Raw genomic sequence first — 12,913 nt, 5'->3', positions numbered from 1 at the left:
CGGTCGGTAGCGTGCCAGGCACGGTCTCGGGTCGATCCCAGGAGCGATCATGATCCACCGCAGCCCGTTGCCCGACGTCGAGCTCCCCGCCCAGCACCTGACCGACCACGTCCTGGCTCGCGCCGGTGAGCTCGGCGACAAGCCGGCCCTCATCGACGGTCCCAGCGGCCGCACCCTCACCTACGGCGCGCTGCTCGAGGCCGTGCGCGCCCTCGCCGGCGGGCTGGTCGCCCGCGGCTTCGCACCGGGGCACACGCTGGCACTGCTCGCGCCGAACCTGCCGGAGTACGCGACCGCCTTCCACGGTGCCGCCTATGCGGGCGGCGTGGTCACCACGATCAACCCGACCTACACCGAGGGAGAGGTCCACCACCAGCTCGTCGACGCGGATGCTCGACTGCTGGTGACGGTGGGACCGTTCCTGGAGGTGGCCCGGGCAGCCGCCGACGGCACCGCCGTCGAGGAGATCGTCGTGATCGGCCAGGCCGACGGAGCCCGGTCGCTGACCGACCTGCTGGGTGAACCACTGGCCGAGCAGGTGCCCGTCGACCTCGACTCCACCGTCGTGCTGCCCTATTCGTCGGGCACCACGGGTGTCAACAAGGGCGTGATGCTGACGCACCGCAACCTGGTCTCCAACATCGCGCAGACGCTGGCGATGGCCGAGGTCCGCGAGGACGAGACCCTGACCGCCGTCCTCCCGTTCTTCCACATCTACGCCATGCAGGTGCTGATGAACACCGCCCTGCGCGTCGGCGCGACGGTGGTCACGATGCCGCGCTTCGAGCTCGAGCAGTTCCTCTCGCTCCACCAGGAACACGGCGTCACCCGGTCGTTCGTGGCGCCGCCCATCGTGCTGGCGCTGGCCAGGCATCCCCTCGTCGACGACTACGACCTCTCCAGGCTCGAGCAGGTGTTCAGCGCTGCGGCGCCCCTGTCGGCCGAGCTGGCCCTCGAGGCCGGCAAGCGCCTTGGCTGCGACGTGGTCCAGGGGTACGGCATGACCGAGCTGTCGCCGGTCTCGCACATCACACCGGCCGGCGGGTTCAGGCCGGGCTCGGTCGGCGTCACGCTGCCGAACACCCAGACCCGCGTGGTCGACCCGGCGACCGGCGACGACCTCGACTTCGGCGTCGACGGCGAGATCTGGGTCCGCGGTCCCCAGGTGATGAAGGGCTACCTCAACAACGAGCGGGCCACCGCCGCCACCATCACGGACGACGGCTGGCTGCGCACCGGCGACATCGGGCACATCGACGAGGACGGCCACCTCTTCATCGTCGACCGGCTCAAGGAGCTCATCAAGTACAAGGGCTTCCAGGTCCCGCCCGCCGAGCTGGAAGCGCTGCTGCTCACCCACCCGGCCGTCGCCGACGCCGCCGTGGTCGGCCTTCCCGACGAGGAGGCCGGCGAGATACCCGCGGCGTACGTCGTGAGGCAGCCCGGCACGGATGCGACTGCCGAGCAGATCATGGGCTACGTCGCCGGCCAGGTCGCGCACTACAAGCAGGTACGACGCCTCGACTTCATCGAGACCATCCCCAAGTCCGCCTCCGGCAAGCTCCTGCGTCGGGAGCTCAAGCGGCGAGCCCTGGGCGACCCGGCGTCCTAGCCGGCGCCGTCGCATCACGGTCGGGACCCTCGGAGGCGGGCGGCCGTCTTCGTGAGGTGGTCGCGCTCGGCGATGTTGCCGGCGGCAGCGGCGGCCCGGAGGTAGAGGTCGGCGGCGGTCGCGGTGTCGCCGGCGCGCTCGTGCAGCCAGGCCTCGACCGCGGTGTGCCGGGGCACGGTGTCCGGCACCGAGGCCAGCTCCCGGAGCCCGACCAGCGGGCCGTCGACCTCGGCCAGGGCGACCACCCGGTTGAGGGCGACCACCGGCGAGTCGGTGAGGGTGAGCAGCTCGTCGTACCACTCGAGCACCTGGGGCCAGTCGGTCTCCTCGGCCGACGCGGCGTCGCAGTGCAGGGCCGCGATCGCGGCCTGCGCCTGGTACTCCCCCAGCCGGTCGCAGGCGAGCGCCGTCTGGAGGATGCCGACGCCCTCGGCGATGGTGCCGGTGTCCCACAGGCTGCGGTCCTGCTCGGCGAGCGGCACCAGCGAGCCGTCCGCCGACCAGCGGGCCGCGCGGCGGGCGTGGTGCAGCAGCATCAGGGCGAGCAGGCCCGCCACCTCCGGTTCGGCGGTGGACGCGGCCAGGCCGCGGGTGAGCCGGATCGCCTCGGCCGCGAGGTCGACGTCACCGGAGTAGCCTTCGTTGAAGATCAGGTAGAGGACCTTGAGCACCGGGCCGAGGTCCCCCGGCGTTCCCACGCCCTCCCGGGCCACGGTGCGCTTGGCTCGGCTGATCCGCTGCGCCATGGTCGCCTCCGGCACGAGGTAGGCGTCCGCGATCTGACGGGTGGTCAGGCCACCGACGGCGCGAAGGGTGAGCGCGACTGCCGACGCCGGGGTGAGGGACGGGTGGCAGCAGAGGAACAGCACGAGCAGGGTGTCGTCGTGCGGCTCGGCCGGTCCCGGACCCGGCTCGTCGTGCACCCGCTCCTCGCGAGCCCGCCGGGCGGTCTCGGACCGTCCGGCGTCGAGGAGCTTGCGCCAGGCCACGGTGACCAGCCAGGCCTTGGGGTCCTCGGGCGGGTCGTCGGGCCAGCGACGGACCGCCTCGAGCAGGGCCTCCTGGACGGCGTCCTCGGCCGCCGCGAAGTCGCCTCCGCGGCGGACGAGGACACCGAGCACCTGCGGGACCAGGTCCCGGACCAGCGCCTCCACGTCCGTCACGCCGGCGTCAGTCGGTGGTGGACGGGACGTGCTCGAGGAACGGCCGCACCTCGATCCACTCCTGGATCGGCTCGCCGTCGGGGCCGGGCGCGGACGACAGGAACGCGGCCGCCTCGTGAGCGCGCTCGACGGAGTCCACGTCGATCATCATCCAGCCGGCGATGAGGTCCTTGGTCTCCGCGAACGGGCCGTCGGTGACCGGCGGCCGCCCCTCCGCGTCGTACCGGACGAAGGTGCCCTCGGGCGAGAGCGCCTGGGCGTCGACGAACTCGCCGCGCTCACGCAGGACGTCGGCGACGTGCTGCATGAACGCGATGTGCGCCGAGACCTCCTCCGGCGTCCACTGGTCCATCGGCGTCCGGCAGTTGGGCATCCGGTCGGGGCCGCCCCGGTAGTGCTTCAGCAGCAGGTACTTCGCCATCGTCTTCTCCTGTTCTCGGTGTCTTCCCGACGCCCCGGTGGACGTCGACACCCCTGGGACGGAGCCGCGGGACGGTTCTCGACATCGGGTGGGGGCGACTTCCCGCACGGGCCCCGGGGCTCAGCGGGACTCGACCTCGACGTACTCGCCGATGGCCACCGTGCGGCTGACCGTGCACAGGCGGTCGCGCACCTGCTCCATGGTCCGGGGCAGCACCGCACGGGCGGCGTCGCCCGCGTCCCCGTCCGGGAAGGTGAGATCGAGGGTGACCTTGAGGTTGGTCAGGTGGTTGCCGCGCTCGTCGCGCACCTTGTCGCCCTCGCACCGGACCACGAACGGGTCGGCGCTCGCGCGCTTGCCGGTGATCAGGTCCACGTCGATCGACACGCAGCCCGCGATCGCAGCCAGCAGCAGCTCCACCGGGGAGAAGTCGGGATCGTCCCCGCTGCCCACCGGGAGCACTCCCCCGCGCCGGTTGACCGCCTTGTACCGGCCCTCGCCGATCTTCTCCATGTCGATGAACCGCAGCGTCTCGCTCATGGCTGCAGCCTGCCACGCGGCGCCGGCGTGCCGGGCGGCGGACGTGACCCGCGCGACACGCCCGCCGTTTGAGTCTCGCGACGTGGCTTGCAAGGGTGGAGGCGTCCTGTACGTCACCGAAAGGAAGAGCGCGTGCTCACCCTCACGGAGAACGCCAGCACGATCGTCCGCGACATCACCGCCCAGACCAGCGAGGCTCCTGACGCGGGCCTGAGGATCACCACCGACGACACGCCGGAGCCGGCGTTCGCGATCAGCGCAGCCGAGGGCCCACAGCCCGGCGACGCGACGGTGGAGCAGGACGGTGCCACCGTCTACCTCGACGACCTGTCCGCGCAGCAGCTTGGCGACAAGGTCCTCGACGCGCAGCTCGACCCGAGCGGGAACGTGCAGTTCGCGCTGGGCCAGCAGGTCTGAGGCCACGGGCGCAGACGCCGAAGGGGCGGCCGGGAGCGATCCCGGCCGCCCTTCGTGCGTCCCGGGGCTCACACGACGTCGAACAGCTCCGTGTGGATCCGGGTGGGCCGGATCCCCCAGTCGCAGAGGATCCGGGTCGCCGCGGCGACCATCGGACCCGGCCCGCAGATGAAGTAGTCGAGGTTCCGGCGACCCCGGCGCCCGGGCAGGGCCGCGTCGAGGACGTCCTGCGAGAGCCACCCCACCGCACCTTCCCACTCCTTCGGCGGGCTCTCCAGAACCTCGACGAGGCGCACGTCGAGCCGGGCCGCGAGGTCGTCGTACCCGACCCGGTGCAGCAGGTCGTCGGCCGTCCGGCCCGCGACGACGAGGACCACGGGGCGCGGGTCGCCGCGGTCCGCCATCGTGCGCAGCATGCTCAGCATCGGGGTGATGCCGACTCCCCCGGCCAGGAAGACGAACCCCGACGACCGCAGCCCCTCGGTGGTGAAGGCGCCGTGCGGTCCGTCGAGGTGGACCTGCCGGCCGGGCCGCAGCCCGGCCAGGATCTCGCTGAAGTCGCCGAGCGCCTTGACCGTGAACTCCTTGCGCCACGGCTCCGTCGCCGGCGAGGCGATCGTGAACGGGTGCTCCTCGAACACGAAGGGCGAGGACCCGATCTTGAGCCACGCGAACTGCCCCGGCCGGAAGCGCAGGCCCCGGTGCCCGTCGGCGTGCAGCACGACCGTCACCGCCGTGGGTGACTCCGCGCGGACCTCGTCGACGACGTAGGCGTTGCGGCGGGCCCGGAGCGGACGCCACACCCACCGGTGCACGGTGACCAGCACCAGCACCGCCGCCAGCACGGCGAACCAGAGCCGGCCGGCCCGGTAGCGGGTCAGGTCGGCGAGCCACCAGACGTGCAGGGCGGCGCCGAGGACCACGACGTTGGCGAGCACGACGTGCGCGAGCCGCCAGCCCTCGTAGCGCGGACGGCGCCGCCGCCGGGTGACCGCGAGCAGCACCATCAGCGCCAGGGCCACCGTGGCGGTGCTGCCCGCCCAGACCCGCGGGGGCGCCTCGCGCAGGTCGAGGACCGCCGGACCGCCGTCCGCGTGGGCGAGCGCGAGGACCACGTGCACGAGCACCAGCGCGGACGCGGCGAGGGCCAGCGCCCGGTGGTTGCGCAGCAGCCGCTCGACGCCGAGGTACGACGTGAGCGCGCGGACCCGGCTCGGCAGCACGAACGTCGCCACCAGCAACGACGCGGCGGCCAGGGCGGTGGCCATCGACGCGACGTACCAGGGGTCGGACCGGGAGTCCTCGGGCACCGTGGCCAGCACGACCAGGGGCACGACGACGGCGCTCAGCACGAGCGCCTTCCACAGGGCAGGAGCGATCCGACGTCGGGTGGTGCCACCCCCACCGATCCACCGGCGCCGTCCGCTCCACAGAGGGGCGGCCACGGGGGGCTCCGTTCGCGGGAGGAGACGACGCTCCACCGTAGGAGCGCCGCCTCCGCCCGTGTGTCAAGGCAACCTCAACGCGGCGTCAAGCCTGCCGGGTCGAGGCTGACAGACGGGAACCGCTCAGACGCCGGGGCCGTCCTGCCGCAGCTTGTCGACCTCGGCCATGGCCTCGCGCAGCTGCGCGAGCCACTCGTCGGCGTGCTGGCCGACCAGCCGCACCGACCACGCGAGCGCGTCGGATCGGGAGCGGGCCACGCCGGCGTCGACGAGGGTGTCGAGCACCTGGCGCTCGGGCTGCCGCAGCCGGGTCATCACCGGCGCGGCGACGTGGGTGAACAGGGCGGTGGTGTCGCCGATCCGGGCCCCCCAGGAGACGGTGCGGCCGTAGCGGGCCTGCGCCTCCTCGGCGATCTCGATCCGCTCCTCCTTGGTGTCCGCGCGAAACCGGCTGATCCGGCCCTCCGCGGCGGCGCCCTCTCCCCCGTCCTCGCCGGCGAGGGTGCCGATCACGAGGACCTCCTCGCGGTCGACGGTCACGTCGACGTCGCTGAACCAGGCGTCCGGCAGCCGGCCGGCGAACCAGTCGGCGGCGTCGTCGGCCGGGGGCAGGTCGGCGGCCTGCCAGCCGCCGCGGCGCCCGAACTCGGGTCCGAAGCCGCGGTGCGGTCCGCGGCGTCCGCCGCGTCCGCGGCGGGGGGTGGTGTCTCGGGTGTTCATGAGCTTCTCCTTCAAAGACCGTTACATGATTACACCCTTGCAACCCTCACGTCGAGGGATTGATTCCCGGCGGCCCGTAAGGTGTCCGCGTGCCACTCACCGACTCGCCGTTCCGCAGCCTCCAGCAGACCGAGGCCGAGGCCCGCTTCGCCCTCCTCGACGTCACGTCGTACGACGTCCGGCTCGACCTCGACCGGGGCGAGGAGACGTTCGACTCGGTGACCACGATCCGCTTCGACAGCCGCGGCGGGGACACCTTCCTCGACCTCAAGCCGGTCAGCGTCCGCTCCATCCACCTCAACGGCGCGCCGCTCAGCACCGACCTGCTCACCGGCGGACGGGTGCCGCTCACCACGCAGGCCGGCGCCAACGAGGTGGTCGTGGACGCCGTCATGCGCTACCGCACCGACGGCGAGGGCCTGCACCGCAGCGTCGATCCGGCGGACGGACGGCACTACGTCTACGGCATGTCCTTCATGGACGCCGCGCCCAGCATCTTCGCCTGCTTCGACCAGCCCGACCTGAAGGCGCCGTACGCGCTGCACGTGCGGGCGCCCCGCGAGTGGACCGTGATCGGGAACGCCCCCGGCGAGCAGGTCGAGCCCGGTGTCTGGGAGCTCCCGGAGACCCGGCCCCTGTCGACGTACTTCGTCACCCTGGTCGCCGGGCCCTACCACGTGATCCGCGACGAGCACGACGGCATCCCGCTCGGCCTCAGCTCCCGGGTGTCCATCGCGAAGGACCTCGACGCCGACGCCGACGAGCTGCTCACCATGACCAGGCAGTGCTTCGACGAGTTCCACCGGTTGTTCGACATCCGCTACCCGTTCGGCAGCTACCACCAGGCGTTCGTGCCGGAGTTCAACGCGGGCGCCATGGAGAACCCCGGCTGCGTCACCTTCCGCGACCCGCTCGTGTTCAGCAGCCGGGTGACCCGCGGCCAGCGGATCCAGCGTGCCACGACCGTCGCGCACGAGATGGCGCACCAGTGGTTCGGCAACATCACCACCCCCCGCTGGTGGGACGACCTGTGGCTCAACGAGTCCTTCGCGGAGTACATGGGCAACCGGGTCACCGCCGACGTCACCGAGTTCCACGACGCCTGGACCCACGACAGCTACGCCCGCCGTCAGTGGGGCCTGATCGCCGACCAGGGACCCAGCACCCACCCGGTCGCCGGCAACGGCGCGGTCGACGCCACCGCGGCCCTGCAGGACTTCGACGGCATCTCCTACGCCAAGGGCTCCAGCGTCCTCAAGCAGGTCAACGCCACGCTCGGCGACGAGGCGTTCTTCGCCGGCGTCCGCGACCACTTCGAGCGGGCGTTCTACGGCAACGCCACCATGCACGACCTGTTCGGCTGCTGGGAGCGTGCCTCCGGCGTCGACCTGTCGTCGTTCACCCGCGACTGGCTGCGCACCGCCGGTCCTGACACCCTCACCGTGGACCGCGCCGCCGGCGTGCTGCGCCGCACTCCTCCGCTCGGGCGGCCCGCCGAGCGGACCCACACCCTGCACGTCGCCACCGGACGCGACGGCGGCTGGAGCACGACGCCGCTCACCGTGGACGCCTCCGAGGTGCCGTTCGACGCCGGAGACGCCGCCGTCGTGGTCGACCCGGGCCTGGACACGTGGGCCCTGGTGCTTCCGGACGAGGTCAGCGTCGACGGGTACGTCGACCTGTTCCCGGCCACCACCGACGAGATGCTTCGCTCCTCGATGTGGAGCGCGGTCCGCTCGGCGTTCCACAACGCCGCGATCGCCCCGGCCCGGGTGCTCGCCGTCGCCGAGGCGGCGCTGCCGAGCGAGACCAACGACGACGCGGTCGGCTACACGCTGCCGTGGCTGATCAAGAAGGTAGCGCCCCTGAGCGACGACCCGGTCGCGGCGCTCGGCCGCATCCACGCCGCCTGCCGGGCCCTGCTGGCGGCGTCCCCGGCCGGCTCCACCGTGCAGCTGGCCGGGTTCCAGGCCGCGATCGGCTCGGCCACCGACGGCGACCTGCTCGAGGGCTGGCTGGCCGGCCGGGACCTGCCGCCCGGCATCGAGCCCGACCTGGACCTGCGCTGGCGGGTCCTCGTCCAGCTCGCCGCGATGGGCCGGCAGGACCCCACGAGCCTCCAGGAGCACCTCGACGCGGAGCCCACCGCGCGCTCGCGGGTCGAGCACACCCGGGCGATGGCGTCGCTGCCGACCGCGGACGCGAAGGCCTGGGCCTGGCAGCGGTTCACCGGCGAGGTCGCGGTCCCGAACTACGAGCTCGAGGCGGCCGGACTGGGCATGTGGCGGCCGGGGCAGGAGTCGCTCACCGCGCCGTACGTCGAGCGCTACTTCGCCGAGCTCCCCGGGGCCCCCTCCGTGCACTCGGGCTGGATGCTCGGCGACGTCACCGAGGCGTTCTTCCCCATCACCGCGCTCGACCCCTCGACCGTGGTCCGGGCCAACGAGGTCATCGAGGCGGACGGCCTCGACCTGACCATCCGTCGCAACCTGGTCGACGCCACCGACGAGCTGCGGCGCCGGATCGCCGTCCGCGCGACGTACGGCGCCTGAGCCAGGCGGACCTACCCGCGCGAGCGGAGCAGCTCCAGCACCGCCAGCACGCGGCGGTGCTCGCCGGGCGAGGGCTCGAGGCCCAGCTTGTCGAGGATGTGCTCGACGTGGGTGTCCACGGTCTTCACGCTGAGGTGGAGGCCGGTCGCGATCCCGAGGTTCGACCGCCCCTCGGCCATCAGCTGCAGGACCTCCTGCTCGCGCGGCGTGAGCTGGTCGACCATGCGCCGCTGACGCGTCGCCCTGACCATCATCGCGACGACCTCGGGGTCCACCACCACCCCACCGCGGGCCACGGTGTGCACGGCCTCGACCAGGGTCGCGCCGTCCTTGACCCGGTCCTTGAGCAGGTAGCCGGTGGCGCCCCCCGCGGACAGCGCGCGCAGCGCCAGCAGCGGGCTGGCGTACATGCTGAGCAGGAGGACGCCGAGGTCCGACCCCTGCTCGCGCAGCGACTCCAGGGCACGGATGCCCTCGTCGGTGTGGGTCGGGGGCATCCGGATGTCGAGCACCAGCGCGTCGACGTCGTCCGGGTGCTCGGCGAGGTAGGCGTGCAGCCCGTCGACGTCCCCGACCACGGAGAGCACCTCGCACCCGCCGGCCAGCAGGAGCTGGCGCACCCCTTCACGCAGCAGCACCGCGTCGTCGACCACCAGGACCCGCGGGTGCCCGGTCATGCCGGCTCCCCCGGTTGCCCGGGCAGGGTCGCGGTCACCGTGGTGCCGGCGCCCGAGGAGGTCACCTCGAGCGCCCCGCCCCGGGCCTCGACCCGGTCCGCCAGGCCACGGAGCCCGCTGCCACGGGTCGGGTCGGCGCCGCCGTCACCGTCGTCGGTGACCCTCACGCGCAGCGGGCTCCCTCGCTCCACCAGGACCGTCGCCCCCGTCGCGCCGGAGTGCTTGGCCACGTTGCTGAGGCACTCCGCGACCACGAAGTACGCCGTCGCGGCAGCGTCGGCCTCGACCTGGTCGTCTCCCGCCACGCGGACCTCGGTCGGCACCGGGCAGCGCATCGCGAGCTCCTCCAGCGCGTCCCCCAGGTCCCCGTGCACGAGCGCCGTGGGCGTGATCCCGCCGGCGAGCTGTCGCAGCTCGGTGAGAGCACGGCCCAGCTCGTCGGACGCCTGGGCCAGCGTCCGGGCGAGCTCGGGGTCGCCGGCGGCGCGCGTGCTCGCCAGGTTGAGCTTGACGCCGGTGGAGATGAGCAGCTGCTGGGCCCCGTCGTGGAGGTCCCGTTCGATCCGCTTGCGGGCCTCGTCCGACGCCACGACGATCCTGGCCCGGGACTCCCGGACCTCCGCGAGCGTGGCCCGCAGCTCCTCGGCCAGCCGTTTGTTCTCCGTGGCCAGCCGCAGCGCCTCGGCCACCGGCTCCACGACGGAGGGGTCGTCGGGGAGGGGTTCCGTGCCGAGCACGACGGCGATGGGCCGGTCACCGGAGTCGACGACGAGCCGCGTCGCCTGAGGAAGTCCGGCCACCTCGTCCGGGGTGGCGGTCTCCCCGTGGTGGTCGCGGTACGCACCGGCCTCCGCGCTCCACCAGAGCACGACGGCGTCCGGTTGGCCCACCGCACGGGCCACCAGCTCGCGCAACCGGTCCGGGTCGTTCTCCTCCCGTGCGGCCAGCAGGAGGTCGGCCACGTGGGCGCGGCTGGGCCGCAGGTGTGCGGCGCGCACCAGGAAGGCGCCCAGGACGAGCAGCAGGGCGGCGGTGCCGAGGTGCCCCAGCCACGGATCCGGGCCCCCGACCGCGACCAGGGACCACGTGCCGGCGACGATCGCGGCAGCTGCCCACGTCGCCACCCCCGCCGCGACGGCGAGCTCGGCCGGACCGGTCCGGCCGGGACGGCGTACGAGGGCGACGCCGGTGGCGGTGACCGTGACCACGGCAGCGGCCACCGCCGCCACGGTGAGCCAGGTCTCGACGCGCGGGTACGAGGCCGCGGAACCGCCCACCGCGAGCGGGTTCTCCACGCATCGGCACCACTCCCAGGCGGCCGGGTCGTAGGTCGTCACCCGGATCGCGGTCCAGCACAGGGCGAGCCCCGAGACGACCGCGAGTGCCGACCGCCCGAACCGGTCCCTCGCCCCGCCCCGCACGGTCAGCAGGGCCAGCCCGAGGACGCCGGGGGCCACCCAGGACTGCAGGGAGCCCACGGCCACCCATGCGTACGACGTCTGGGCCAGGCCGAGCGCCAGCGCCGGTGCGCCGAGGCCGGTGGCGACCGCGACCAGCGCAGCGAAGCCGTGACCCCGGACGACACCCAGCCCGACCAGCGCGGCCGCGGCCGCGTGCAGCCCGCCGACCGTCGGGGCGAGGACGACGTCCACGGGGCTCAGGTACGGCAGCGCCTGCGCCAGGAGGACGGCTCCGGCCACGTCGCCCGCGAGGACGACGAGCGCCAGCGCCACCCCGCCGGCGTCCCGTGGACCGCGCACGTACATGCAGTCATGATGCCGCTCACCGGCCGCCTGCGCCTCGGGAAACTCCCCACCCCGGGACCGGGCGATTTCCGGGGACGGCGGCGACAGCGGCGGTCTACCGTCGCTGGTATGCGGGTCCGCCTGTCGAGGCTGCTGGCCGGCGCCACCACGGTGTCGGCCCTGACGCTGGCCCCGGGGTGCGCGCCGCCGGTCGACGGGCCGGGTCTGGTGCTCACGCTGGCCACACCGGACAAGCCCTCGGACTCGAACGGACCCCACGTCCAGCACTTCGTCGACGAGGTCGCCCGGCTGTCCGGCGGCAGCATCCGCATCGAGCCGGTGTGGGACGTGGCCTCGGACGGTGCCCACGGGTGGGACCAGACGACAGCCCGCGGGGTGGCCGACGGGACGTGGGACCTCGGGCTGGTGCCCGGACGGGCGTGGGACGAGCTGGGGGTCACCAGCCTGCGCGCGCTGGACACGCCGTTCCTGGTCACCAGCACCGACGTGCTCGAGCAGGTGCTCGACAGCGACCTCCGCGAGGAGCTGCTCGCCGGCCTGCCCGAGGCGGGTGTGGTCGGGCTCGACCTCTATCCGGAAGGCCTGCGCCACCCCGTGGGGTTCGAGGCGCCGCTGCTCGGTCCCGAGGACTACCGCGGCCAGGTGATCCGGGCACCGCGGTCGGCGACCACGTGGAAGCTGCTCGAGGCGCTCGGTGCCCGGGTCGTGGACGACAACCCGAGCCCGGCGAAGCAGCGCGGCATGGAGACCGGGTACGACATCGGAACCACGGGGATCGCGACCGGCAACGTGGTGCTGTTCCCCAAGACCGAGACGCTGGTCGTCGATGCCGAGGTCCGCGAGCGGTTGCGCGGGGACCAGTGGGAGCTGCTGCGCGACGCCGCTGCGAACACCCGCGACTGGCTCTTCGAGGAGCTGCCGACCGAGGCCGAGGCCGCGGCCGACTTCTGTGACCGCGGTGGACGCATCGTCACCGCTTCGCCGACACAGCTGGAGCAGCTCGAGCTGGCCGGCACGGGCGTGACTGCCCGGCTGCGGGAGGACGACCAGACGAGGAGGCTGATCGACGCGATCGAGGGCTATGCGCGTTCGCACCCCGACCCGGAGGTCGTGCCGCGGTGCCCGACGGCCGCCACGGAGACCTCGGGTCCGCGCGACGAGGCGATCCACCGCCTGGACGGGGTCTACACGACTCGAGTGACCCGGCACGCGATGAGGGCGGCCGGCGTGACCGAGGAGGAGAGGATCCTCGAGAACGTCGGCACCTACACGTGGACCCTCGACGGCGGGGTGTGGACCTACGACCAGCGCGCTGACCACTTCCTGAGCAACCCGCGGGGCACCGGGACGTACTCGTTCGACGACGGCCGGTTCACCCTGTACTGGGGCGACGGCGGCAACACAGCGGCCACGCTCGAGATCGCCCCCGACGGCTCGATCGCGTTTCGCGACATCGTGGACAGCAACCCGGAGGTCCAGGCCGAGTCGGAGGGCTTCTTCAGCGCACCGTGGCACCGCGTGGGCGACCTCGAGGAGTGACGGCCCCACCCGAAGGTGGGGTCAGGCCCCACCCCGCATCGCCGGGTTGTCCCGATCCCCC

11 protein-coding genes are annotated in these 12,913 nt (G+C 73.3%); 4 read left to right on the top strand and 7 right to left on the bottom strand.

Features of this window, described 5'->3' with window-relative positions:
• Positions 1-49 precede the first annotated feature (49 nt).
• The gene (locus EKO23_RS07350; protein ID WP_175582676.1) at positions 50-1,612 is read left to right on the top strand and encodes a 4-coumarate--CoA ligase family protein; all 1,563 of its coding nucleotides are present in this window, start codon (positions 50-52) and stop codon (positions 1,610-1,612) included.
• Positions 1,613-1,626: 14 nt separating this feature from the next.
• On the opposite strand, the gene EKO23_RS07345 is transcribed toward EKO23_RS07350, so the two are convergent.
• The 3 genes from EKO23_RS07345 to EKO23_RS07335 all read right to left on the bottom strand — a co-directional run bounded on the left by EKO23_RS07345 (position 1,627) and on the right by EKO23_RS07335 (position 3,736).
• Entirely contained in the window at positions 1,627-2,766 is a 1,140-nt protein-coding gene (locus EKO23_RS07345; protein ID WP_134715811.1) for an RNA polymerase sigma factor, read from the bottom strand.
• A 16-nt stretch (positions 2,767-2,782) separates the two neighbouring features.
• Positions 2,783-3,196 carry a YciI family protein gene (locus EKO23_RS07340; RefSeq protein ID WP_134715709.1) on the bottom strand — a complete coding sequence of 138 codons (414 nt, stop codon included), beginning with the start codon at positions 3,194-3,196 and terminating at the stop codon, positions 2,783-2,785.
• Positions 3,197-3,316: 120 nt separating this feature from the next.
• Complete coding sequence (locus EKO23_RS07335; RefSeq protein ID WP_134715707.1) at positions 3,317-3,736, bottom strand: OsmC family protein; 420 nt, start codon at positions 3,734-3,736, stop codon at positions 3,317-3,319.
• A 132-nt stretch (positions 3,737-3,868) separates the two neighbouring features.
• Here EKO23_RS07335 and EKO23_RS07330 point away from each other — a divergent pair, with 132 nt between their 5' ends.
• Entirely contained in the window at positions 3,869-4,153 is a 285-nt protein-coding gene (locus tag EKO23_RS07330) for a Fe-S cluster assembly protein HesB (RefSeq protein WP_134715705.1), read from the top strand.
• Positions 4,154-4,221: 68 nt separating this feature from the next.
• Here the strand turns inward: EKO23_RS07330 and EKO23_RS07325 are convergent, their stop codons facing one another.
• Positions 4,222-5,598 (bottom strand): ferredoxin reductase family protein, encoded by a 1,377-nt coding sequence (locus tag EKO23_RS07325; RefSeq protein ID WP_134715703.1) that lies wholly within the window; start codon positions 5,596-5,598, stop codon positions 4,222-4,224.
• A gap of 123 nt (positions 5,599-5,721) precedes the next feature.
• Positions 5,722-6,318 (bottom strand): hypothetical protein, encoded by a 597-nt coding sequence (locus tag EKO23_RS07320; protein WP_281280885.1) that lies wholly within the window; start codon positions 6,316-6,318, stop codon positions 5,722-5,724.
• An 89-nt stretch (positions 6,319-6,407) separates the two neighbouring features.
• On the opposite strand from EKO23_RS07320, the gene pepN reads away from it, so the two are divergent.
• Complete coding sequence (gene pepN / locus EKO23_RS07315; protein WP_134715701.1) at positions 6,408-8,870, top strand: aminopeptidase N; 2,463 nt, start codon at positions 6,408-6,410, stop codon at positions 8,868-8,870.
• A gap of 11 nt (positions 8,871-8,881) precedes the next feature.
• On the opposite strand, the gene EKO23_RS07310 is transcribed toward pepN, so the two are convergent.
• Both EKO23_RS07310 and EKO23_RS07305 read right to left on the bottom strand, forming a co-directional pair.
• Positions 8,882-9,547 carry a LuxR C-terminal-related transcriptional regulator gene (locus EKO23_RS07310; protein ID WP_134715699.1) on the bottom strand — a complete coding sequence of 222 codons (666 nt, stop codon included), beginning with the start codon at positions 9,545-9,547 and terminating at the stop codon, positions 8,882-8,884.
• The gene (locus EKO23_RS07305; RefSeq protein WP_134715697.1) at positions 9,544-11,313 is read right to left on the bottom strand and encodes a sensor histidine kinase; all 1,770 of its coding nucleotides are present in this window, start codon (positions 11,311-11,313) and stop codon (positions 9,544-9,546) included. Before EKO23_RS07305 ends, EKO23_RS07310 begins: the two co-directional genes overlap by 4 nt.
• 108 nt (positions 11,314-11,421) lie before the next feature.
• Between EKO23_RS07305 and EKO23_RS07300 the strand changes: the two genes are divergently transcribed.
• Complete coding sequence (locus EKO23_RS07300) at positions 11,422-12,852, top strand: TRAP transporter substrate-binding protein (RefSeq protein ID WP_167880362.1); 1,431 nt, start codon at positions 11,422-11,424, stop codon at positions 12,850-12,852.
• Positions 12,853-12,913: the final 61 nt, after the last annotated feature.

The sequence above is a fragment of the Nocardioides guangzhouensis genome (genome assembly GCF_004519545.1).
In the GTDB taxonomy this organism is placed as follows: Bacteria; Actinomycetota; Actinomycetes; order Propionibacteriales; family Nocardioidaceae; genus Nocardioides; species Nocardioides guangzhouensis.
The sequence above is the reverse complement of the archived record's forward strand: the minus strand, read 5'-3'. Positions and strand labels throughout refer to the sequence as shown.